20 protein-coding genes are annotated in these 23,930 nt (G+C 62.5%); 11 read left to right on the forward strand and 9 right to left on the reverse strand.

The window, feature by feature from the left end:
* The first annotated feature begins 37 nt into the window (after window positions 1-37).
* The gene (locus BXE_RS32320; protein ID WP_011492329.1) at window positions 38-1,015 is read left to right on the forward strand and encodes an LLM class oxidoreductase; all 978 of its coding nucleotides are present in this window, start codon (window positions 38-40) and stop codon (window positions 1,013-1,015) included.
* A 129-nt stretch (window positions 1,016-1,144) separates the two neighbouring features.
* Here BXE_RS32320 and BXE_RS32325 read toward each other — a convergent pair whose 3' ends face one another.
* The 3 genes from BXE_RS32325 to BXE_RS32335 form a co-directional block, all read right to left on the reverse strand.
* Entirely contained in the window at window positions 1,145-2,041 is an 897-nt protein-coding gene (locus BXE_RS32325; protein WP_011492330.1) for a LysR family transcriptional regulator, read from the reverse strand.
* A gap of 127 nt (window positions 2,042-2,168) precedes the next feature.
* Entirely contained in the window at window positions 2,169-4,244 is a 2,076-nt protein-coding gene (locus BXE_RS32330) for a pyridoxamine 5'-phosphate oxidase family protein (protein ID WP_011492331.1), read from the reverse strand.
* Between the two features lie 125 nt (window positions 4,245-4,369).
* Complete coding sequence (locus BXE_RS32335) at window positions 4,370-4,981, reverse strand: glutathione S-transferase family protein (protein WP_011492332.1); 612 nt, start codon at window positions 4,979-4,981, stop codon at window positions 4,370-4,372.
* Between the two features lie 323 nt (window positions 4,982-5,304).
* Here BXE_RS32335 and BXE_RS32340 point away from each other — a divergent pair, with 323 nt between their 5' ends.
* Window positions 5,305-6,720, forward strand: coding sequence for a PLP-dependent aminotransferase family protein (locus BXE_RS32340; RefSeq protein WP_011492333.1), 1,416 nt, complete (start codon window positions 5,305-5,307; stop codon window positions 6,718-6,720).
* A 22-nt stretch (window positions 6,721-6,742) separates the two neighbouring features.
* Here BXE_RS32340 and BXE_RS32345 read toward each other — a convergent pair whose 3' ends face one another.
* On the reverse strand, window positions 6,743-6,931 hold the full coding sequence (locus BXE_RS32345; protein WP_011492334.1) for a DUF2970 domain-containing protein: 189 nt from the start codon (window positions 6,929-6,931) through the stop codon (window positions 6,743-6,745).
* Window positions 6,932-7,349: 418 nt separating this feature from the next.
* Here BXE_RS32345 and BXE_RS32350 point away from each other — a divergent pair, with 418 nt between their 5' ends.
* Together BXE_RS32350 and BXE_RS32355 are read left to right on the forward strand one after the other, a co-directional pair.
* Window positions 7,350-9,137: a nitrite/sulfite reductase gene (locus BXE_RS32350; protein WP_011492335.1), complete on the forward strand. Its 1,788-nt coding sequence runs from the start codon at window positions 7,350-7,352 to the stop codon at window positions 9,135-9,137.
* Window positions 9,134-9,532: a DUF934 domain-containing protein gene (locus BXE_RS32355; RefSeq protein ID WP_011492336.1), complete on the forward strand. Its 399-nt coding sequence runs from the start codon at window positions 9,134-9,136 to the stop codon at window positions 9,530-9,532. The genes BXE_RS32350 and BXE_RS32355 overlap by 4 nt, the downstream gene beginning before the upstream one ends.
* Before the next feature lie 91 nt (window positions 9,533-9,623).
* On the opposite strand, the gene BXE_RS32360 is transcribed toward BXE_RS32355, so the two are convergent.
* The 3 genes from BXE_RS32360 to BXE_RS32370 all read right to left on the reverse strand — a co-directional run bounded on the left by BXE_RS32360 (window position 9,624) and on the right by BXE_RS32370 (window position 12,981).
* The gene (locus BXE_RS32360) at window positions 9,624-11,087 is read right to left on the reverse strand and encodes an MFS transporter (RefSeq protein WP_011492337.1); all 1,464 of its coding nucleotides are present in this window, start codon (window positions 11,085-11,087) and stop codon (window positions 9,624-9,626) included.
* 376 nt (window positions 11,088-11,463) lie between these two features.
* Window positions 11,464-12,324, reverse strand: a complete 861-nt coding sequence (locus tag BXE_RS32365; protein WP_040124543.1) for a helix-turn-helix domain-containing protein — start codon at window positions 12,322-12,324, stop codon at window positions 11,464-11,466.
* 108 nt (window positions 12,325-12,432) lie between these two features.
* Window positions 12,433-12,981 (reverse strand): carboxymuconolactone decarboxylase family protein, encoded by a 549-nt coding sequence (locus BXE_RS32370; protein WP_011492339.1) that lies wholly within the window; start codon window positions 12,979-12,981, stop codon window positions 12,433-12,435.
* A 232-nt stretch (window positions 12,982-13,213) separates the two neighbouring features.
* Here BXE_RS32370 and BXE_RS32375 point away from each other — a divergent pair, with 232 nt between their 5' ends.
* Complete coding sequence (locus BXE_RS32375) at window positions 13,214-13,816, forward strand: molybdopterin-dependent oxidoreductase (RefSeq protein ID WP_011492340.1); 603 nt, start codon at window positions 13,214-13,216, stop codon at window positions 13,814-13,816.
* 21 nt (window positions 13,817-13,837) lie between these two features.
* Here BXE_RS32375 and BXE_RS32380 read toward each other — a convergent pair whose 3' ends face one another.
* A complete protein-coding gene (locus tag BXE_RS32380) occupies window positions 13,838-14,755 on the reverse strand; it encodes a LysR family transcriptional regulator (protein ID WP_011492341.1) in 918 nt (305 codons plus the stop codon).
* Between the two features lie 179 nt (window positions 14,756-14,934).
* Here BXE_RS32380 and benA point away from each other — a divergent pair, with 179 nt between their 5' ends.
* The 4 genes from benA to BXE_RS32400 are packed head-to-tail and all read left to right on the forward strand — an operon-like array spanning window position 14,935 to window position 18,652.
* Window positions 14,935-16,326: a benzoate 1,2-dioxygenase large subunit gene (gene benA / locus BXE_RS32385; RefSeq protein WP_011492342.1), complete on the forward strand. Its 1,392-nt coding sequence runs from the start codon at window positions 14,935-14,937 to the stop codon at window positions 16,324-16,326.
* Complete coding sequence (gene benB / locus BXE_RS32390; RefSeq protein ID WP_011492343.1) at window positions 16,323-16,814, forward strand: benzoate 1,2-dioxygenase small subunit; 492 nt, start codon at window positions 16,323-16,325, stop codon at window positions 16,812-16,814. The genes benA and benB overlap by 4 nt, the downstream gene beginning before the upstream one ends.
* A 24-nt stretch (window positions 16,815-16,838) precedes the next feature.
* Entirely contained in the window at window positions 16,839-17,858 is a 1,020-nt protein-coding gene (gene benC, locus BXE_RS32395) for a benzoate 1,2-dioxygenase electron transfer component BenC (RefSeq protein WP_011492344.1), read from the forward strand.
* A 5-nt stretch (window positions 17,859-17,863) separates the two neighbouring features.
* Window positions 17,864-18,652: a 1,6-dihydroxycyclohexa-2,4-diene-1-carboxylate dehydrogenase gene (locus tag BXE_RS32400; protein ID WP_011492345.1), complete on the forward strand. Its 789-nt coding sequence runs from the start codon at window positions 17,864-17,866 to the stop codon at window positions 18,650-18,652.
* Between the two features lie 13 nt (window positions 18,653-18,665).
* Here BXE_RS32400 and BXE_RS32405 read toward each other — a convergent pair whose 3' ends face one another.
* Window positions 18,666-20,810, reverse strand: a complete 2,145-nt coding sequence (locus BXE_RS32405; protein WP_011492346.1) for a tetratricopeptide repeat protein — start codon at window positions 20,808-20,810, stop codon at window positions 18,666-18,668.
* Between the two features lie 197 nt (window positions 20,811-21,007).
* Between BXE_RS32405 and BXE_RS32410 the strand changes: the two genes are divergently transcribed.
* Window positions 21,008-21,409 (forward strand): DUF2946 domain-containing protein, encoded by a 402-nt coding sequence (locus tag BXE_RS32410; protein ID WP_040125252.1) that lies wholly within the window; start codon window positions 21,008-21,010, stop codon window positions 21,407-21,409.
* Between the two features lie 81 nt (window positions 21,410-21,490).
* Entirely contained in the window at window positions 21,491-23,875 is a 2,385-nt protein-coding gene (locus BXE_RS32415) for a TonB-dependent receptor (RefSeq protein ID WP_011492348.1), read from the forward strand.
* The last annotated feature ends 55 nt before the right edge of the window (window positions 23,876-23,930 follow it).

Genomic DNA, 23,930 nt, shown 5'->3' on the forward strand with positions numbered 1-23,930 from the left:
AGCATCGGTCGGATCAAACCCAAAGCAAAGGTCACGCATGCAGGAGTCGAACCTGAACACGGCAGGCGAGTTGAAAGACGACGCGCAAACCGCTGCGGATCGCGTGTTTTCAAACGGGGCGCTCAGTATCGGACTCACCTTGCCGATGCTGCGCGCCGGCACCGTCGTCGCTGATTTCGACGAGCAACTGGCACTCGCACGCGTTGCCGACGAACGCGGCTTTCGCGCACTGTGGATACGCGACGTTCCGCTGAACAGCGCGGATTACCCGGACCCGGTCGGCCATCTCGACCCGTGGGTGCTGCTCGGCGCGCTCGCCGTGAATACGCGGCGAATCGCGCTGGCGAGCGGCGCCATCGTGCTCACGCTGCGCCATCCGCTGCATATCGCCAAGGCGGCGGTATCGGTCGGCTCACTCAGCCACGGGCGCTTCATTTTAGGTCTGGGATCGGGCGACCGTCCGCCGGAATATGCCGCGTTCGGCCGGGATTCCGATGAGCGCCGCGAGCTGTATCGCCGTCACTGGGAAACGGTTGCTGCCGCGCTCGGCGAGCCGTCGCGCGTCATTCCCGATCGCACGCCTGAAGGCGCACCGACTTTCCGTCTGCTGCCCGAGAGTTCTCATGAAGTGCCGCTGCTCGCGGTGGGTTCGGGCGGCCAGAGCGTCGACTGGATTGCACGCCATTCGCTGGGGTGGATGACCTACCACCGCGAACCCGACGCGCAGCGGGCCCGCTACAGCATGTGGCGCGCTGCCGTGGACCGCGCGGCACCTGAAGCGTTTCGCGCATTCGGTGTCGCCATGCGGCTGGAACTCAGCAGTGATCCGCACGAGCCGGCCGAGGCCGTTTCACTTGGCTACCGGACCGGCCGGCATGCGTTGATCGACATACTGAAGGCAATGCGCGCGGGCGGCACGCATCATGTGACGTTCAATCTTTCGTCGGCGCGGCCGGTCGCCGAGGTCGTCAATGAACTGGCTGACGAAGTATTGCCGCAGTTTCACCGGGAGTGATTTTCCCTGGCGAAGCGGACTTTCCCAAGCGGTGCGAACGCACAGATCGCGTGAGAAGCTGCCGCCTCGCGCCAGATGCACGCCACGCTGCAGCAGGAAACCTGCTAAACGCTGCACCATGAAAGCCCGTCACATCCAGCGCTTTGTCCGCAACGTTTCAATGGCAAGATCCAGAAATGACCGGACCTTCTGGTTTGCGTGCCGCCCTTCACGGTGGACGACGTGCACAGGCAACGCGGCCGGCTCATAGTCGGCCAGCACGATCTTCAGCGCGCCCGCTTCGAGTTCGCGCGCCACCTGATACGACAGCAGCCGCGTCACCCCCAGTCCTGCGACGGCCGCCGCGATAGCGGAGTCGTTGGTGGTTGTGATCATGCGTGGTTGAATCGGGACAACGAGCGACTGCTGGTCGGCAGTGAAGCGCCATTCGGGCGCAGGCGAGACACCGCTTGCCTGAATGGTAGTGTGGCCTGCCAGATCCTCGGGGCGCTCTGGTACACCGTATCGATCGAGATAAGCGGGCGCCGCGCACAGGACGCGCCGAACCCCGCCCACCGCGATCGCCTGCAGCGAAGAACTCGGCAACTCGCCGATACGCACCGCGACGTCCGCACCTTCGTCGACCATATTCACCACGCGGTCGAGAAACCAGCAATTGACGTTGACCTCCGGATAGCGCGTCAGATAGTCGAGCACGACCGGCATGAGATGCATCTTCCCGAACAGCATCGGCGCGGTCACGGTCAACTGGCCTCGCGGCGCCGCGTGCATGCCGGTCGCCGTGACTTCCGCTGCGTCGATTTCGCCGAGTATGCGGCGGCAGTCTTCGAAATACGTGGCGCCGGCATCCGTCAGCCTGACGATGCGCGTGGTACGCGTCAGCAGCCTGACGCCGAGCCGCTCTTCGAGCTCGGTCACCATCCGGCTCACCACTGAGGGCGACACGTTCAGCTTGCGCGCCGCCGAAGCAAAACCCTCCGTTTCGACGACCGTCACAAACGTCGTCATTGCCTGAAGTCGGTCCATATCTGTCTGGATGTGCGAGTGAGCGATCGATGCACGCTCGCCGATCAGCAGCAGACTTCGATCAGCGGCGCGGATTCGCCAAGCATAGCAGGCGCGCCGCGCGGCTTCAGACATCAACGAGGTCACGTCAAAGGTCCAGTAGCAGGCGTTCGGCGCCACTGGTCCCGGCTTGCGCCGGCACAGCGCAGCAGATCAGGGCCTCGTCGCTCGCCACCTTGAACTCGGGCGCGACAGGATACGCAACCGCTCCTTCGAGGACCCGCGTGCGGCAAGTCCCGCAACTGCCGCCGCGGCAGCCGAATTCCGGCGACAAGCCCCGCGACTCGGCGAGATCCAGCAACGAACCACTGTCCGGGTTCCAGCGTGCTTCCTTGCCGGATTTGACGAACGCGACCGGCACCGGTTTATCCGCCGGCAAATGCGCGAGGCCCGCGTCTGCGCCGGCGTCTGCCCGACGATGCAACCCCGCCGGCCCGAACGCCTCGGCGTGAATCCGGTTATCGGCGACATTCAGCTCGCGCAGCCCGTCGTACAGCGACTGCATGAACCCCGCCGGTCCGCACAGGTAAAAATCGTAGTCGTTGAATGGGAGTGTCGCGCGCAGGAGTTCGACATCGAGCCGGCCTGAAGCATCGAAGTCCTTGCCCATCTGCGCGCCCTCGGTATCGGTCAGCGTACGCACCACGCGCACCGCACCACCGGCACTCGCCGCCAGTTGATCGATTTCCTTCGTGAAGGCGCGCTCGGCCAACGTGCGTGCCGAATGAAAAAACCACGTTGGCCGCACGCGGCGTGTACGCAAACCTTCATATACGATGTGCCGCAACATCGCGAGCATGGGCGTCACGCCGACACCCGCTGCGAGCAGCACGGCAGACCGGCGTGCGGCGGCGTCGATGGTGAACTGGCCGGCCGGCGCGCGCGCCTCGATGACACTGCCCACCCGCAACGTATCGTGCAGATGTGCGGAAACGAGTCCTTGCCGCTTGACGCTGATCCGGTACGAACCGTCCGCTGGCGCTGTGGACAGCGTATAGGTCCGGATTACCGGTTTGGTGCAACCGGGCAGCGTGACGCGGATCGGCAGATGCTGGGCCGCCGCGTGCGGAATGAGGCCGGCGCCATCGAGCGGTTCAAGGTAGAACGAACGGATCACCGAGCTTTCGTCGACGACCTGAGTGACCTTGAAGGGACGCCACGCGTCAGCCAGCGCCTGCGCTTTCACGCGGCTCGCCACCTCGTCCCAGCTGCCCGTCATCAGCGAGTTCGGCGACCAGCCGTTCGCCTGTAATTTCCAGCGCAGCGGCAACGCGCCTGCGCGATAAACGATGCGGCGCGGCTTGAAACGCCACAGACGCTCTGCGCCCTGAAATGCTGCAATTTCCGGGGAGTCGAGATCGACTTGCGCCTCTCCCGTGAGCTGCAACAGATCGCCGCTTTCGAAATCGGCGAAGACTAGCCCCGCACGGGGATTGATGACGAAGTTGCCGAGCGTGGCGAAAAACAGGTTGCCTGCAAAGTCGGGAATCGTCAGCACGCCGTCCTCGCTCAGGCGCACGAACCCCGCCTTGCCGCCGCGATGCGAGACGTCGACCTGGCGGCCGGCGGGGTCATCGACATAAGACGCGACGAAGAACGTATCGGCCGTATCGATCATCGTGCGCGCCCGTTCGGACAGGTGTTCGAGTTGCACGGCCTCGACGGGCGGCGGGCTCGCCGGGTCACGAACGAATTCGGCATCGCGCATCTGGATGTATTGCGGACAGTTGCCGAAACTCTGCGTCACGTCGACATTGAAACCCGCGCCGGCACTATGGCTCACCGTACCATTCAGGCGATTGCGCCGGCGGGTATGCAGTTCGATGCCCAGCAAACCCACTGCCTCGCCATCGTCCAGACCAGCGGAGGCCGGGTCGTGCGGGTCGCGCACCAGGTCGACTCGCAGCGTGCGCGCGGTAGGCGCGTGCAGAAATCCCGGCTTACCGGCAACCAGCGTGGCCCACACGTCGCCCTCGTGATCCACCGCGCCAAGCGCGACAAACGGCAGTTGGGGGAAGAACGCGCGATGCTGGTCGGGCATGAGGCGGCGAATGACCCGCCGCCCGACTTCCTGCATCCGCTCGGCCACGCCCACTGCGCGTTGAAGCTTCAATTCGCCCGCATGCCAGGGCGAAACCGCGTTGTCTGTCGAATTTGCGCTCACGACGGCACTCCTGTCCGGATGAGGCATAAGCGGGGAATCGGGAAATGGCTGGCGCGCGTCAGGCGGCGCCCGAATCAGCCTCAGGATCGCTCCGGGATCGCCCGGGCGCAGCCCTGAGGTCATCACTACGCCGCGAGGCCAACAGGTGTCTTCCTGAACTCGACGAAGCCAGGTAGCGCTTCGATGCGCCGCAGCCAGTCATTGACGTTCGGGTAGCCGGAGAGATCGACATTGCCTTCCGGCGCACGCGCGATGTAGCTGTACAGCGCGACGTCCGCAATGCTCGGATGGGCTCCGACGATAAACTCGCGACCGGCCAGTTCCTGATCGATGACCCTGAGCGTCGCGTGAGCGCGGCCGATCACTTCTTCCGCATTGCGTGCCGCACCAAACACTGTGATTAGCCGCGCCGCCGCCGGCCCGCAAGCGATTTCCCCCGCGGCGACCGAAAGCCAGCGCTGGACCGCCGCTTCGCCGGCCGGCGTCTGCGGCAGCCAGTCCGTCCGGTTCAGCTTGCGGGCGAGGTACACGAGGATCGCGTTCGAATCCGCCACCACCGTGTCGCCGTCGACCAGCACGGGCACCTGGCCGAAGCGGTTCAGCGCGAGGAATTCCGCTGACTTGTGCTCGGCCTTCATCAGGTCGACTTCAACGAGTTCATGCTCGACACCGAGCAGCGACAGGAACAGGTGGGCGCGGTGCGAGTGGCCGGAGAGCGGGTGGTAATAGAGTTTCATGACGATCTTCCCTGGTTGGCGGTGTGGCTGGTAAATCCGAACCACTGGAGCCAAGTCTAGGGACGTCGTCCGTTTTCCAGAATACGTCGCACGGTCAAATCAATGTTCTCGTAACGAGAACAGTGCCGGCACCCTGATTGAGTTGAGCCCCCGTTCGTCTCGACCCGGTAACGCTGCACGGGTCAAGGGCTCTATCAATGGCATGCGCCGACTTGCCCTGTCAGCGCATTCGAGGCAACATCGCTTGCTCGATGAACCGGATTTCCCAAACCGACCGGCTACAGACGCTTACCGGAAAAACTCAGGCGAACCACGGCCATTAAATGAAACGCTTCGAATTGCTGGCCAACACAATGGCCGACGAGATTCGCTCCGGCCGGCGCCTCGTTGGCTCCCGGATGCCTTCCCTGCGTCAGATCACAACGCAACACGGCGTGAGTCAGTCAACGGTATTCCGCGCGTACTATCTTCTCGAAGAATGGGGGCTGATTCGAGCACGCGAACGCTCCGGATACTATGTAGCGCCGGGTGCCGCGCTTAAGCAGCCGCTGGCTTCGAACCCTCCTCCCGCTTTGGCATCCGCCAGGGTCGAGATCAGCGACCTCGTCTTCTCGGTGCTCGAGGCAGCGAAGCATCCCAACGTGGTTCCGTTCGGCTCCGCATTTCCGTCTCCCAAGCTTTTTCCCCTTCAGCGCCTTGCCAGATCGCTCGCGCACTCGACCCGTTTGATCAGTCCGTGGAGCACTGTCGTCGACCTTCCGCCAGGCAATGAGCAACTGCGTCGCGAGATTTCGCTGCGGTATATGGCGATGGGCATCGCGCAACCCATGGAAGAGCTTGTTGTCACGAATGGCGCACTGGAGGCGCTCAATCTTTGTCTGATGGCGGTGACGCGGCCGGGAGACGTGGTGGCGATCGAGTCGCCCGGATTCTATGCGGCGCTGCAGGCACTCGAACGCCTCGACTTGCGGGCGGTGGAAATCCCGGTCGATCCCGTTTCGGGTCTTGATCTGGAGGCTCTGGCCCATGCGTTCGAGACGCAGCCCATTCGGGCATGCTGGTTCATGACGAACTTTCAGAACCCGACAGGCACTACGATGTCGCAGGAGAAGAAGAAAGCGCTGGTCGAGCTTCTGGCCCGGCACGACGTGCCGCTCATTGAAGACGATGTGTATGGTGAGCTACATCACGGAGCCGCCAACCCGCTACCGGCGAGGGTCTTTGACCAGAAGGGACTCGTCATGCACTGCAGTTCATTCTCAAAGACACTTGCACCGGGCTATCGCATTGGCTGGGTAGCGGCGGGCCGTTTCGCCGGGAAGGTCCAACGTCTGAAGTTGATGACCACCTTATCGGCCAGCATTCCCGCGCAGGCCGGCATAGCCGACTATCTGCAGCACGGCGGCTACGACAGGCATCTCCGGAAACTACGTGGCGCGTTGCGCAATCAGCTGGATACGATGGATGCCGCACTGCACCGCTGGATGCCTGCTGATTCGCACTGGACGCGACCGTCCGGTGGCTATTTCGTCTGGGTCCGGCTGCCCCACCATGTCGACGCGATGCAATTGCATCGCCTTGCGATAGAAAATGGAATCAGCATTGCGCCGGGCCCCATTTTTTCCGCGCAGCACGCATTCCGCGACCACATCCGTTTGAATTTCGGTCATCCGTGGGACGAGAGAACCGAGCTGGCTGTTAAAACCCTGTGCTCGCTGATCAAACTGTCCAGCCAGTAAACAACGGACACCTTCTCGCCTGTCAGTGCGCGACGGTGATTGCGAGCTTCGCCAAGGCAAAGAGAATCGCGCCGAACCCGGTGGCAAGAAGCACGGCAACGAAAGGCAACAGCGGCAGCTTGACTCCCGTGATATCCGCTTGATGCGAGGCGCCGCGACGAACGCCCAGAAAACTCCACAGCACGATTCGCGTCATCTTCAACAGGTTCATGACCTCACCTCTCCATGCAGCATTGTTTGATCTCCCGTGACACTATGGGCCGGACAGATCTGCCAAAGAAGTAGCAGTTGTGAACTATTCGAACGTAGCAGTCTTCCTTCGTGCGACCGTACAGCGGCCTGTCTGAGACCTGCGTCCGGATCTGCTACCGCGATTTGTGCTGCATCTGCTACTTTTCAGCGCTTGCCCTTCCCACTATCGTTTGCGGGTAACGGAACCCGCGTTTACCGCTCCAGCAATTTTCGAGGCACAGGGCGAAAAGTGGCAAAAAAGTCTTTGGGCAAGACTCTTTGCCAGGCACCGCCAGGCCGACGAGGTACGGCAAGCATCACCACGGCCGCGACCCGTCTCCTTCCCGACCCAACGCCTGGACGAGCCGCGCCACGTGCAGCCGCAGACACACCGAACCATGTACCAATACACTGAGTTTGATAAATCCTTCGTACGCAGCCGCGCGGCACAGTTTCGCGACCAGGTCGAGCGATGGCAATCCGGTAAGCTCAGCGAGAACGACTTTCGTCCGCTACGTCTTCAAAACGGATGGTATGTGCAGCGGCATGCTCCAATGCTGCGCGTCGCCGTGCCGTATGGAGAGTTGTCGAGCTCGCAGTTGCGTGTGCTCGCCCGGATTGCGCGCGAGTATGACGAGCCGGAGGCCGAGGTCTATCGGCTTGCTTGCGAAGCACAGCGCAAACTCGGCACACTCCGCCTGCCCACCCACTATGCGCACTTCACAACGCGCACCAATGTCCAGTTCAACTGGATTCCGCTCTCGAAAGCGGCGGACGTGATGGACCTGCTCGCCAGCGTCGACATGCATGGGATTCAGACCAGCGGCAACTGCATCCGCAACATTTCCTGCGACGAACGTGCCGGCGTCGCTCCGGACGAGATCGCCGACCCGAGGCCGTTCGCTGAAATCATGCGGCAATGGACGACGTTGCATCCCGAGTTTGCCTTTCTTCCGCGCAAGTTCAAGATTGCAATCACCGGCGCGGCCGAAGATCGGGCCGCGACGGAGTGGCACGATGTGGGTTTGCGGCTCATCAGGAACGAAGCCGGCGAACTTGGCTTTCGGGTGACAGTCGGCGGCGGAATGGGTCGCACACCCATGATCGGCGCAGTGCTGCGTGAGTTTTTGCCGTGGCAGCAGATCATGAACTATATCGAGGCGGTTGTACGCGTCTATAACCGCTACGGTCGGCGCGATAACAAGTACAAGGCGCGCATAAAAATCCTGGTCAAGGCCGAGGGGCAGCGCTATGTCGACGACGTGAACGAGGAATTTCGCCAGATCGTCGAATTCGATGGCGGACCGCATACCATTGCACAGGCCGAACTCGACCGCGTCAGCGCTTCGTTCGTGCCGCCAGCCTTGCATAAGCGAACACCTGCGAACGTCGGCGGTGTCCGCCCGGATCTGCACGCCCAGGCGGAAATCCATCCGCGCTTCGGGAAATGGTTGGAGCGCAACGTGGCGCTGCACAAGGACCCGCAAATGCGTGTCGTGACCTTGTCATTCAAACGCCTGCTTCAGGCGCCCGGTGACGCATCGGCCGATCAGCTCGATACCGTCGCCGAACTGGCCGCGCGATATTCGGCCGGTGAAGCACGCGTCACCCATACGCAGAATGTGGTGCTGCCGTGGGTTCATGTGGACGACCTTTTCCCGCTCTGGCAAGCCGCCTCCGATGCGGACCTGGCCAGTGCGAACGTGCACCTTCTCACAGACATGATCGCGTGCCCGGGCGGCGATTTTTGCGCCCTTGCCAATGCGCGTTCCATTCCGGTTGCACAGGCGATTGCCGAGCGTTATCAGGATCTCGACGAACTCGACGATATCGGCGAGATCGATTTGCATATCAGCGGCTGCATCAACTCATGCGGTCATCACCATAGCGGCCACATCGGTATTCTCGGCGTCGACAAGGACGGACAGGAGTGGTATCAGGTTACGCTGGGCGGAGCGGATGGGGAGAATTCGAGCGGTGTCGCGCAGCCGGGAAAAGTCATCGGGCCGTCTTTCTCCGCACATGAAATACCGGACGTCGTAGAAGCGATACTCTCCACTTACCGCGATGTACGAAGCGCAGATGGGACGCGGGAGACGTTTATCCAGACGGTCAGGCGCGTCGGTCTCGAACCGTTCAAGCTTGCCGCCAACGGCGCCCGCTGCAAAACAGAGGTTTCACTGTGACAAATGGCACTCGGCTGAAAATCCTGTCGACGTCCGAACATCTGGCGGACGAAGTCGAGAACGCGACTCTGCTTCCCAATGACGCAGACCCGACTACGCTTGCAGACCGGATTGAAACGATCGCACGCATCGATCTTCACTTCCCGGACTTCACGGATGGACGCGCATACAGCCAGGCCTATCTCCTACGCCGCAGGCTCGGATTCAAAGGTGACTTACGCGCCACCGGAGACGTTTTGATAGATCAGCTCGTCCAGATGCAGAGAACGGGATTTTCCAGCGCGGTACTCAAGGACGGTGTCGATCCGGCCGACGCGAAACGCCAGTTCGAGCGATTCCCCGGTTACTATCAGGCCGACGCTGAAAAAACCAACGAAAAGCCCGAGCCGACGTGATATCAAACCCGGTGCGGATAACCAGCCGTCGTTGACGCACGCATCGAACGTTTGAAATAGCGCCGGCCCAATCGTCCCAGGCACGAACTGGCTACTTCGAAATCTTCTCCAGTTCGATTCCGTTGGTGCGTGGCCCCATCAAACCAATCGCGAGCATCACGATCAACATCGCACCGGCGATGAACACGAACACGCCGCCAGTGCCAAAGTGCTTCAACACGGCGGCGATCAGAAAAGCGGTAAAAATCGCGGAAAACCGGCTCCACGAATAAACGAAGCCCACTGCGCGTGCACGAATGCTGGTCGGAAAAAGCTCGGCCTGATACGCGTGAAAGCTGTACGAAATGATGTTGCCCGCGAGCGTCAGACCCACGCCGAGACTCACCAGCAACACAGCACCCGCCGCCTGACTGAACCACAGCCCGCAGACGATATTCACACCCGCCATCACCACGATCACCGTCTTGCGCTCGAAGCGGTCGCCGATAAAAAGCCCGATCACCGGACCGAGCGGTGCAGCCAGCGCGATCACGCTCGAATACATCAGGCTCGTGGTGATCGTAATGCCCTGCTTGATCAGAAGCGTGGGCACCCAATTCGCAAAGCCGTAGAAGCCCACCGTCTGGAAGATATTGAAGATCGTCATCATCAGCGTGCGGCTGCGGTATGGCGGCACCCACATATCGCGGAAGCTGCCGCGCGGCGCGACCGGCACCGGCGGCGCGGGCGGCGGCAGTTCGCGGCCGTACTCGCGGCGCACCTTTGCTTCGAGTTCGGTCATCACCCGATCGGCTTCGGCAAGACGTCCTTGTTGTGCGAGCCAACGCGGGCTTTCCGGCAATGCGCGGCGAATCCACCACACGAACAGCGCACCGTGTGCGCCGATCAGCACGACCCAGCGCCAGCCGTCGAGGCCGAGCAGCGTACGCGGCACCAATAGATACGAGAGAAATGCCACCACCGGCACCGCCGTAAAACCGACTGCCTGTTCGCACGCGAATGCGCGGCCGCGAATCTGCTTGGGCACCAGCTCCGAAATGTACGTGCCGATCGTCACCAGTTCGACGCCAATGCCGATCCCGGCCAGGAAGCGCCAGAAGTTCAGCCCGGTAGCCGTTTCCTGAAACGCCATCACGATGTTGGCCGCGGTGTACCAGAGCAGCGAGTAGGTGAACACCGCACGGCGTCCGAAGCGATCCGCCAGAAAGCCGCACGCGATCGTGCCGATAAAGAGGCCGCTGAACAGCGCGGCAATGAAACTCGCGACGCCGGTCGAGCCGAACAGGCCATGCGTGGTCGCGGTCAGCAAACCGCTTTTGACGAGGCCGGGCGCGACATAGCCCGAGTACAGCAGATCGTAGAGTTCGAAGAAGAAGCCGAGGCTCAGCAGTACCACCAGTTTCCAGATGGAGCGCGTGGCGGGCAGCCGGTCGAGGCGGGCGGAGATGCTGCCGGCGTCGAGCGGCGTGGCCGCGCGCGCACTAGTCGCCGCCGTATCCGAATATACCGCGCCGCTACTGTTCGCGACGGAGCCGGCATGATCTGGGGATGCCATCCTGTCTGTCTCCTGTGTCGGTCGGAGTTGGTGCTTTAGCGCTTACTCCGACCCCATGCAAGTGCGGTCGGTCGGAGTTGGCGCTTTAGCGCTTACTCCGACCCCATGCAAGTGCGGTCGGTCGGAGTTGGTGCTTTAGCGCCTACTCCGACTCCATGCAAGCCACTGCGGTCCGCCAGAGTCGACGCTTTAGCGCCTATCCCGGCCCGTGGCCAGCATTCTAGCCGCGTGCGCGCTTCAATTGTTCGAGGGTCGCGATTTTCCCGGCCAGCTCGCTAACCGCCACCGTACACCGACTCGCATGACACACATCGATTGCCTATGAGGCAAACGCCTTCCGTGCTCGACGCGGCTGCGCCGGCCAACCGCGAGTCGACTAACGCTCCGGCTGCGGTGCAGCGGCGAGCATCTCCAGATGACGCGCTTCTGTTTCTTCGTCCGCGGGGAACATGCACTCGAGCCGCAGTTCCTGCGCCGCGACGGTTTGCGGCGTGCCCACGCTCGCGACCATCGAGAAATACTTCATGACGTGGCCGTTCTTGACGAAACCAATGGGTATCACCGGCATGGCCGCAGAGGCATCCGCGATCGACGGAGCGCGTCGCTCCACGCCCGCTTGCGCGGCTTCGGCCGGATAGGCAAGCAGTTCGTCAAGCAGTTGCCGGGTCCGATCGTCGATTACGCGCCCCACCGCCTCGCGGCGAACCCGCTGGATCAGGCTATCCGCGACGGTCTGCCAGTCGACCACGAACGGGCGCAAGCCTTGCGGATCGAAGATCAGATGCAGCATATTGCGCGGCCCGGCACGCGCCGCCATATCGGTGAAGCAATTGAAAAAACGCGGCGCGGCGTCGTTGGTCATCAACACATTCCAGTATCGGTCCATGACCAGCGCCGGAAACGGTTCATGCTGCCGCAGCATGCGTCCGAGCGCATTCGTGACGCTTTGCATCTCCTGCGCATTCCACGCAGTGTCGGCATAGATCGGCGCGTAGCCGGCAGCCAGTAGTAGCGTGTTGCGTTCGCGCAGCGGTATGTCGAGGGTCTGCGCGATGTCCAGCAGCATCTGACGGCTCGGCACGCTGCGCCCGCTTTCGATAAAGCTGATATGACGCTGCGAGACGCCGGCCCTGAACGACAGGTCGAGCTGGCTGACGGCGCGCAGGTCTCGCCAGTGACGCAACAGCACGCCGAGATCGTTCGAGGTTGTATTTCTGGCTGGATTCTCAGGGTTCATCGCTCTCTCGTCCGCAAGTCTTGATGGCGGGTTCGCAGGCGCCGGCATTCGCTATGCGCCGGCGCCCGCAGTTGCGTCATCGCTCAACCGCCTTTTCCCTCACGAAGCTTAAGCCTTCCAGGCGTGAACCTGGAACTGCGCTTCCAGCGGCGGCTGCGCGATGCTGCCCACGTAGTTCGTAATCGTCGACGCTGCCGCCACGGCGAGCACTTCAAGCACCTGATCGCGACGGAAACCGGCTGCGATGAACGCGCTCACATCGTGTTCGTCGAGATGTCCGCGCTTCTCGATCGCGGTCTTCGTCAACGCCGACAACGCGGCATGCCGGCGGTCCGCAGGCTGCCGGCCTTCGCGAATCGCTTCGACATCTGCGGAGGTAAGCCCCTCGTTCAGCGCCAATGCCGTGTGAAACGCGACCGCCCACGTACAGGCGTTGGTCACGGCATTCGTCAACAACAGCGTCTGGATCTGCGCTTCCGTGAACGTGCCCGCGTGGACCTTCTGGAACAGGTTCACAAAAGCGCCGATCAGCACAGGCGATTCGGCCATGATTCCCGCAATGTTGGGGACGAAGCCGAACGTCTGCTGGAGTTGCTGCAAGACCGGCCGGGATTGCTCCGGTGCGGAGTCGATGGTGTAAAGCCGAAACGTCGACATGATATGTCCTCGATAGTGGACGCGGTTCGAAGTGAACTGCGCGAGAACCGAAGATTAGGCGCGGACCGGAGGCTCGCCAATTACCTCGCATGTAATAGAAAGGGCCGAACGGGACTGCGAGTCCGCCAATGAGTCGGCCACGCGACACAGTCGCCGCCAATTGCCCGACAATGGAGACCGCGACGATCCGCCCGGAACACGTTGCCCCTTTAACTCCCCAGAGACCACGCCAATGAACAAACGAAAATTCTTGAGCAGCGCGGCTCTACTCGGCGCAAGCGCGGCGGCTGCGCCTGCATTCGGCGGCCAGCCCGTCCACAGGCAGGCCTGCGCGGCATCTCCCGTCGTTCTTACGATCAGCGGCGCGATCAGGCGTCACAATCGCGGCGCGCTCGATCCCGCCTTCGACCAGTTGCTCGCCAGGCACCAGGTGAAGTTTTCCGAAGCATACGGCCTCGACTTCCCATTGATCGCCGGCATGCCGGCCGTAACGATCAAGCCCACCACGGAATACGATGCCCGCCCGCACAGCTTGAGCGGCCCCCTGCTCATCAACGTGCTGGAACATGTCGGCGCGCCGACCGCGGGCAGCACGCAAATCGTCATGCACGCCGTAGACGGTTATGCCGTCGCGACGACACTCGATAAAGTGCGCGCCTATCAATTCATCGTGGCGACACACATGGACGGCAAGCCGCTACCGCTCGGCGGCGTCGGCCCATTATGGGCAACCTACGACGCGGACACTATCCCCGAGTTGTCGGGCAAACCGCTCAAAGACCGCTTCGAGCTGTCGCCCTGGGGGCTCTATCACCTGCGGGTTAGCGAAGCGTGACGGCGCGCCGCCGGCTCCAGTTCAACGCTTGCCCGGCGGCAAAAACTCCATCTGCTCTTCGACATACAACGCGTAGATCAGCTTCAGCATCGCGTTGATGTCTTCCGATTCGTCGAGCATGCGCATACTCATGATGATGGGCGAAACGAGGTTCGGGTCGTCCAGATTCATGTAGCTCACGTCATCGCGCTTCAGCCCGTACACGCTGCTCGGCACGATCGCGACGCCTTCGCCGGCGGCCACGAGGCCGAGTGCGATCTGTAGCTCACGCGTTTCGTACAGCCGATGCGGTTTGAGCGAGCGGTCGTGGAACGCCGCGAGCACCTGGTCCGCAAAACTCGGGCGCGGCGCCTTGGGAAAAATGATCAGCGTCTCGCCGAGCAGATCGTGCAGCGACAGTTCCGCCTTCGACACAGTGAGCGGATGCCCCAACGGCAGCGCCACGATCATGCGCTCCTCGCGCAGCACGACCCGGCGCACGCTCGGATCTTCGTGACGGATGCGGCCGAAGCCGACATCGATACGCCCTTCTTTCAACGCCTTGATCTGATCCATGGTCGACAGCTCGTGGAGGCTCAACTCCACCGCGCTGTTTTCGTCGCGAAAGCGCCGGATGATTTTCGGCAGCATGCCGTACAGCGTCGAGCCGACGAAACCGACCGACAGGCTGCGCTCGATCTTGCCCACGCGCCTTGTCATCGATTCCAGTTCGGCAGTTTGCGCCAGCAACTGCACCGCATGCGAATAAAAGAAGCGCCCCGTGTCGCTGAGATTGAGCGGGCGGGAGCCGCGCTCGAACAGCAGTACGCCGAGCGACTCTTCCAGTTGCTGGATCTGGCGGCTGAGCGGCGGCTGTGCAATGTGCAGACGTTCGGCGGCGCGCGTGAAATTGCGTTCCTCGGCAACCGCGACGAAATAGCGTAAATGGCGCAATTCCATGACCATACCTTTTGGATATGAACCTGATACTAAAACGGTGTTGGACGCGCCAAACGGCCGCCAACTATCCTGCACCTACACCTGAAGCCCCGCAAATTATACCTTTCAGGCATTGCATGGCGACAGCGACAGCGTTTCGCGGCGCCGTTCGAAAAGCGCACTATTGTCAGGAGACAACCATGATTCCGATTTACCCCGATCATCCGCCGGGCGTCACCCGTATCGACGACTTTCTGGTCGAAGACGCCGGACGCGGCGACTATCGCCTGCATCGCAGCGCGTTCACCGACCCTGCTCTGTTCGAACTCGAAATGCGCCACATCTTCGAGGGCAACTGGATCTATCTGGCGCACGAAAGCCAGATTCCGAACAACAACGACTACTACACCACTCACATGGGACGCCAGCCGGTCGTGATCGCGCGCAACCGGCAAGGTGAGCTGAACGCATTCATCAATGCGTGCACGCATCGCGGCGCGATGCTGTGCCGCCACAAGCGCGGCAACAAAGCCACCTACACCTGCCCGTTTCACGGCTGGACTTTCAACAATAGCGGCAAGCTGCTGAAGGTGAAAGATCCGGAAGATGCAGGCTATCCCGACTGCTTCAACAAGGAAGGCTCGCACGACCTGAAGAAGATCGCGCGCTTCCAGAGCTATCGCGGCTTTCTGTTCGGCAGCCTGAATGCCGACGTGTTGCCGCTGGAAGCATTTCTCGGCGAGGCCGCGCGCATCATCGACATGATCGTCGACCAGTCGGAAGACGGACTCGAAGTGCTGCGCGGCGCGTCGACGTATACGTATGAAGGCAACTGGAAGCTGCAAACCGAAAACGGCGCGGACGGCTATCACGTCTCCGCGGTTCACTGGAACTATGCCGCGACGACCAGCCACCGCAAGGAAGAAAACGCACGGGTCGATCAGGTCCGCGCAATGGACGCGGGCAACTGGGGCCGGCAAGGCGGCGGCTTCTACGCGTTCGAACATGGCCACATGCTGCTGTGGTCGCGCTGGGCCAATCCGGAAGACCGTCCGAATTACAGCCAGCGTGACGCGTTCGCCGCGCGTTGCGGCAGCGAAACCGCCGACTGGATGATCCAGAACTCGCGCAACCTGTGCCTCTATCCAAACGTGTATCTGATGGACCAGTTCGGCTCGCAGATCCGCCTGCTGCGTCCCCTCTCCGTCGACAGAACGGAAGTGACGATCTATTGCATCGCGCCCAAGGGCGAATCGGCCGAGGCGCGTGCCCGCCGAATTCGCCAATACGAAGACTTCTTCAACGTGAGCGGCATGGCCACGCCCGACGATCTCGAAGAGTTTCGCGCATGTCAGCAAGGCTATGCCGGCCGTGCGCTCGAATGGAACGACATGTGCCGTGGCGCGCGCCACTGGATCGAAGGTCCGGACGAGGCAGCGAGCCGGATCGGCCTGAAGCCGTTGATGAGCGGCGTCAAAACCGAGGACGAAGGCCTTTACACCGTGCAGCATCGCTATTGGGTCCAGACAATGAAACAGGCTTTGCAGCCGCCAGCGGCGCGCGCCGAATCCGCCGCAGGAGTCGATGCATGAAGCCGCCCACCATCACCGCTCTCGAAGCGTTTCTCTATCGCGAAGCACGCCTGCTCGACGACGAGCAGTGGGACGACTGGCTCCAGTGCTATCACCCCGACGCGGTGCTCTGGATGCCATCGTGGGACGACGAGGACAAGCTCGTCACCGATCCGCAGACGGAAATCTCGCTGATCTATTACCCGAATCGCCAGGGGCTCGAAGACCGCGTGTTCCGCATCAAGACCGAGCGCTCGAGCGCGACGATGCCGGACACACGGACCAGTCACAACATCAGCAACGTGGAACTGGAGAGCGAACAGGACGGCGTGTGCACCGTGCGCTTCAACTGGCACACGCTGAGCCACCGGTACAAGACGAATTACAGCTACTTCGGCATGTCGCGCTACGTGATCGACCTGTCGGGCGATGAGCCGCGGATTCTGAACAAGTACGTCGTGCTGAAGAACGACTACATCAATCAGGTCATCGACATTTACCACATCTGAGTAGACGTGGTTCGGGAGCAGCCCATGGAACATAGCATTGCACTTCAATTCGAAGACGGCGTGACCCGCTTCATCACCTGCCGCGACAACGAAACGCTGTCGGACGCGGCATATCGCCAGAAGGTCAACATTCCGCTCGACTGCCGCGACGGCGCGTGCGGCACGTGTCGCGGTTTCTGCGAATCCGGCCAGTACGATCTGCCCGCGTCGAGCTATATCGAAGACGCGCTCACCGCGGACGAAGCCGCCCAAGGCTACGTGCTCGCGTGTCAGACGCGGCCGCGCTCGGACTGCGTGATCCGCGTGCCGGCTTCTTCGGCGGCGTGCAAGACCGGCGTATCGAAGCATGCGGGCAAGCTGGCGGCGATCGACAGACTCACCGACTCGACAATCCATTTTTCGATCGACGTGGACGAGCCGCAGCAATTGGGCTTTCTGCCGGGCCAATACGTGAACGTCGACATTCCGGACAGCGACACTTTCCGCTCATACTCTTTCAGTTCGGCGCCAGGCGCTGCGCAAGCCGCTTTCGTGGTCCGCAACGTGCCGGACGGCCGCATGAGCCGCTATCTGTGCGAGCAGGCACAACCCGGCCAACGCATCACGTTTTCCGGTCCCTATGGCAGCTTCTATCTGCGCGAGCCGGTGCGGCCCGTGCTATTCCTCGCGGGCGGAACCGGCATTGCACCGTTTCTCTCGATGTTGCAGGTGCTGAGTGCAAGCGGCAGCCCGCAACCGGTGCGCATGGTCTATGGCGTCACGCACGACAGAGACCTCGTAGGCACCGCGCAACTCGACGAAGCGCAACGCGCGATCGGGCAATTCGAATACCGCACCTGTGTGGCCGACGCCGCCAGCGACCACGCGCGCAAAGGCTACGTCACGCAGCATGTGGACCCTGCCTGGCTCAACGGCGGCGATGTCGATGTCTATCTGTGCGGCCCCGTTGCAATGGTCGACGCCGTGCAGACATGGTTGCGCGAGACGGGCATCACACCGGCGCATTTCTTCTATGAAAAGTTCTCGGCGAGTAACCTTGCGTGATGACCATGACTTCGTCCAACAAACGCTTCACTGAAAAAGTCGTGATCGTCACCGGCGCGGCGCAAGGTATCGGCCGTGGCGTTGCGCTGCGCGCGGCAGCCGAAGGCGCGATCGTCGTGCTCGCCGATCGCGCCGAACTCGTGCACGAAGTGGAGGCGGAGATCGCCGCGCTCGGCAGCCCCTCGCTCGCCGTGATCGCCGATCTGGAAACCTATGCCGGCGCGTGCAAGCTGATGCGGGCGGCGCTCGATGCCTTCGGCAAGATCGACGTGCTGATCAACAACGTGGGCGGCACGATCTGGGCCAAACCGTACGAAGAGTATGAGGAAGCGCAGATCGAAGCCGAAGTGCGCCGCTCGCTGTTCCCCACCTTGTGGAGCTGCCGTGCGGTGTTGCCCGCCATGATCGCGCAGCGGCGCGGCGCGATCGTCAATGTATCGTCGATTGCCACGCGCAGTATCTATCGCGTGCCTTATGCGGCGTCCAAAGGCGGTGTGAACGCGTTGACGGCCAGCCTCGCCTTCGAACATGCGGACGACGGCATTCGCGTGAACGCCGTCGCCACCGGCGGCACCGAAGCGCCGCCGCGCAAGGTGCCGCGCAATACCGCACCGCAGAGCGAACAGGAAGCGCGCTGGTATCGAGGCATCGTCGATCAGACCATCGCTTCGAGTTTGATGCGCCGTTACGGCACCATCGATGAACAGGTCGGCGCGATTCTGTTTCTCGCCTCGGACGAGGCGTCGTACATCACCGGCACCGTGTTGCCGGCAGGCGGTGGCGATCTCGGGTAGCGCGGCGCGTGGGTCAGGTGGGCGCGCGGTCCGCGTCGGCGAACCGCTCCAAGCACGCCTGTCTCACCCGCTCGACCGGCATCGACCAATCTTCACCCGGCGCGCGGCGGAACAGGCGCAGCGTGTGCGGATACCACGGCGAATCGCTGCGTTCATGCATCCAGCGCCAGTCGATATCTTTTTCCGGCAGCATCACCCAGCACGGTGTGCCGAGCGACGCGGCCAGATGCGCGGTGGACGTATCCACGGCAATCACCAGATCGAGTTGCGCGATGATCGCGGCACTGTCCGCGAAATCCGTCACGCGCGATCCAACGTCGAGCAGCGGCTGCCCGGCGGGAGGATGTCTCGCTTCTTCCTCGCCCTGTCCTTTCTGCAGACTCACGAAACTCACGCCGGGCACGCTCCAGAGCGGCGCCAGTATGGCGAGCGAGGGAATCGACCGGTTCGCGTCGTTGTGATGGTTTGCGTTGCCCTTCCACACCAGACCGATCTTGCGGCCGGGCGGCAGTGCATCCAGCAGCGACCGCCAGCGATCAATCAGCGACGGCTCCGCTGTGAGACGCACGGGGCGCGGAATCGTATCCACGCTCGTACGCAGATGCAGCGGCGCGCTCAGCAGGCTCGTCCAGCAGTCGTAAGCCGCCGGGTGTGCGCGAGCGGTGTCGTGATCGAGCACGGCATCCACACCGTCGACCCGACCCATCAGCCTGTGCAGCGAGGGCGCGCATGCAAACGTGATGTGCGAGGCGCCCTGTGCCTTCAACAAGGCAAAATAGCGGCTGAACTGGATCATGTCGCCAAGGCCGTCTTCCTGCCACACCAGCAGGGACTTGCCGTCGAGCGGGCCGCCCTGCCATTGCGGACAGCCCAGCATCGAAGCGGTCCTGTAATGGACGAAGGCGCGCTGCTCGTAGCGGCACTCGTACAGGCGCCACCCCTCTTCGAAGCGGCCCATGCCGAGCAGCAGCACGGCCAGCCCGAATCTCGCGTCGCCGTAATCGGCACGTAAAGCGAGCGCCCGGCGATACGCGTTTTCCGCCTCGGACAGTTGCATGAGCTGCGCCAACGCCGCGCCAAGGTTGTAGTGCGCCTCGGCCAGATCCGGGCACATGCGGAGCGCATGCCTGAAAGCCTCGACAGCCGCCGTCAGACGATCGAGCCGGCGCAGCACGCAACCCAGGTTGTTATACGCATGAACGAGATCGGGCCGCAGGCGGATCGCCTCGCGGTAAGCCATTTCGGCTTCGAACAGTTGCTCCCGCCTGCCCATCGTCACACCGAGGTTGTAGTGGGCTTCAGCGTAGTCGGGACGGTGCGAGATTGCTTCGCGATAGGCGGCTTCTGCTTCGGGCAAGCGTTCGAGATCAGCGAGCACCGTGCCGAGATTCAGGTGGGCTTCCGCGTAATCCGCACGAATGGCAAGCGCAAGGCGAAAAGCCAGCTCGGCTTCGGCGAGACGGAAGGTGGCCTTCAGGACACCGCCGAGGTTATTGAGCGCCTCGGGATAATGCGGCCGGATTGCCAGCGCCTCGCGGTAGGCAGCGTCCGCTTCGGCGAAACGGCCCTGTTCCGTCAGCACGTTGCCCAGATTGTTATGGACTTCGGCATGGCCAGGCAGTCCCGGCACGGCGTGGCGAAACGCCGCTTCCGCTTCGTGCAGGCGGCCCAGTTCGTGCAACACGATGCCGCGGTTGTAGTGAGCTTCGGCGTAGCCGGGACGAAGCACCAGCGCCTCGCGATAGGACGCCTCCGCCTCCTCCTTGTAGCCGAGGCCGTAAAGCACGGCGCCGAGATGATTGCGGGCGTCGGCGTGGGCCGGCTGCAATGCGACCAGTTGCCGGTACATTGCCTTGGCTGCGGACAGGCGCCCTAGTGACCTGAGCAGCATGCCGAGGCTGCCGTACACCTCCGCGTAGCCGGGTTTGATGCGCAGACAGCGGCGCCAGTGGTGTTCCGCATCCGTGTGCCGCTGCAACGCGAAACAACACGCGCCGGCGATATTCAACGCGTCGGCCCGCGCGCCGGCCGGCAGTGCATCATCTTCCAGCAGGGGCGTTACCATCGACAAAGCCTCGGCGAATCGTCCGGCTGAGAACAACGCGACGGCGTGCCGGTTGATGTCGTCGATAGGGAACGCGAGCTGCTTGTCGGTCATGAGTCGTGGTAACTGGGAGTCGGCGGTGATCCGGCCGGGAAAGCGAACATGTACCACGCAGCTTACGGGAATCGGCGCGCCTGTAACGCGCCGAAATGAGCGGCTTTCGGGCTTCTAATCCCACGCTATAACCAGGATCACCCGAGAAAAGACGGCGCGGCGATGTTAGAATCGCCCGCGTCTTTATGCCTGCCAACATGACTCCACGCTCCCGCAACCACCTGACCGCCTGGCTTGGCCTGTTCGCCATGTGGCTCGTCGTGTTCGCGCCGGTCGTGAGTCAGATGCTGATGTCCAACCGTGCGCACGAGCCGATCGCCGCGCTCTGTTCCGCGCTCCAGCCTCGTGATCTGGGCATGGCGAGCACCACGACTCAGGCCGCCCCGGCGCCGGTTCATTTGAGCCACGACGACGCATTCGGCGCGTGCGGCTACTGTCATCTGCTACAACACCACGTCGCCATGCCGACGGTCGCCTCGGTCGAGCCGCCGGCCGCCGTCGCGCTGGCGGGCACTGCCCCGCCTACGCTCTCCACCCGCTTCACGCCGCTCGGCGCATTTCCGTCCGGCCGCCCCAGAGCTCCGCCCGCCGTTTCCTGATCGCTGCCCATCCTGATCGCGCATTCGCCACCCCCGTCGAGGGGCGCGCGATCGCCTGTTCCATGCATCAAGGAAACGTTCATGTTCAACTTCGTCCTGCGAAGGCTGTCCCTTCGCGCCCGCCGCGGCATGCGCGGCCTCTCGTTTCAAGCGCTGCCTCCGTCGCTGTTCCCGGCCTGCCTGCCCGCCATCGTTCCGGCGTTCGTGCCGGCTTTCGTCGCTTCGCCCGCTCATGCGCAGAGCGCGAGCGCCGAAGCCACGCTGCCCGTCGTCAGTGTCAGTGCGAGCGCGAATTCGGTCGCCGCGCCGCGCGCCGTCGATCCCAACCTGCCGGCCTCGGTGGAAACCGTTACCCCCGAGCAGTTCGGCAACTGGAACGTCGTCAATACGGAAGACGTGCTGAAGTACATGCCGAACCTCGCGGTGCGCAAACGCTTTATCGGCGACCTCAACTCGATCATCGCCGTGCGCGGCACGAGCAACACGCAAAGCGCACGCGGCCTCGTCTACACGGACGGTCTGCTGCTCAGCAATCTGCTCGGCAACAGCTATTCGTTTCCGCCGCGCTGGTCGATGGTGTTTCCCGACGAGATCCAGCAGGTGGATGTGATCTACGGACCGTTTTCCGCGCTCTATCCGGGCAATTCGCTCGGCGCCACCGTGCTGATCAGCACACGCATGCCGAAGCAGTTCGAAGCGACCGCCGACGTCAAAGGCTTTACCCAGCACTTCAGCCTGTTCGGCGTGAACCAGAATTTCAACGGCAGTGAAGCAAGCGCGACGATTGGCGACCGCATCGGCAAGTTCTCGTATCTGCTCGGCGTCAATCACCTGGAAAACACCAGCCAGCCGCTGCAATTCGCCACGCTGGCCCAATCGCACACGCCCGCGAAAGCCGGCGACATACCGGTAACCGGCGCGTATTTCTACAACAACCAGACCAATACACCGACGGCGGTGCTCGGCGTGAACGGCGAAGGCATCGAACATACGGTGCAGGACCAGTTCAAGCTGAAAACGCAGTACGACTTCACGCCGACACTGCAAGGCGGCTTCACGCTCGGCTATTGGCATCAGACGTATAACAGCCAGACATCGAGTTTTCTGCGCGATGCGAACGGCAACCCGGTATACAGCGGCAAGGTCGCGATCGACGGCTATGAATACACGATTCCCGCCGCCGCGCTCGCCCCGAGTCTCGGCCATAGCGAGAACTGGCTCTATGGCGTGTCGTTGAAAACGCGCAATGCCACTGGCTGGAATGGCGAGGCCATTGCTTCGTACTACGACGTCAGCGACAGCGTGGCGCGCACCGCGAATTCGGGCGCGCCGGGCAATGGCCCCGGCACCGTGATTTTCGGCGACGGCACCGGCTGGAAAACGCTCGATCTGCGCAGCACCTATACGCCCGCGACGAACCAGGCAGGTCTCACGAACCACGCGCTGAGCTTCGGCTATCACTACGACAACTACTTCCTCGACAACGAGAGCTACAACACGCTGAACTGGCGCGACGGCGCGGCCACTTCGTTCGCCAATGCGTTTGCCGGCAAGACCCAGACCCAGGCGCTCTACGCGCAGGACGCATGGCGTTTTCTGCCGCGCTGGAAGCTCGTCTACGGCGTGCGCTACGAGGACTGGCGAGCGTACGGCGGCTCGCAGTCGCTCGGCAGCACCACCCTGCCGTACAGCGACGTAAGCCAGCAGCATTTCTCGCCGAAAGCCTCCTTGTCGTTCGACGTTACGGACGACCTGACCTTGCGTGCGTCCATTGGCCGCGCGTATCGCTTCCCGACGGTCAGCGAGCTGTTCCAGGGGCAGATCAACGGCTCCTCGATCGTCAACAACAATCCGAACCTGAAACCCGAAGACGATCTTTCAAAAGAACTGACTGCCGAATGGGCGCACTGGAATGGCGTGTTCCGTTTCTCGCTGTTCCAGGACGACGTGAAGAACACGATCTTCAGCCAGACCGATACGACCGTGATTCCCAACGTGACGAACTTCCAGAACATCGGCAAGGTTCGCTCGCGCGGGGTGGAGACGAGCTATTCGGGTGAGGACGTGGTGGTGCACGGCCTGGACCTGCTGGCGAGCGTGGCCTACACGCAGTCGAAGATCCTCGAAAATGCGCAGAACCCCGCCACGGTCGGCAAGTACTTCTACCGGATTCCGCTGTGGCGCGCGGATATCGCCGCGACGTATCACTTCGGCGAACGCGCGGCATTCACACTGGCCGCGCGTTACTCGGGACGTCAGTACAACACGCTCACCAATACAGACACGAATCCGGATGTATTCGGCGGCACCAGTTCGTACACGGTGGCCGATGCGAAATTCACCTTCAGGCCGAACAGGATGAGCGAAGTCGGCATTGGTGTCGACAACCTGTTCGATGCCCGCTACTTCGTCTATCACCCGTATCCCGGTCGCACGTTCTACGTGGAAGCGAAGCTGCGCATGTAAGCGCGCCCGGCTTGCCGCACGCACACCGGCACCGCTAGAACTAGAACCGATCGAC

The sequence above is a fragment of the Paraburkholderia xenovorans LB400 genome (assembly GCF_000013645.1).
Lineage (GTDB): Bacteria > Pseudomonadota > Gammaproteobacteria > Burkholderiales > Burkholderiaceae > Paraburkholderia > Paraburkholderia xenovorans.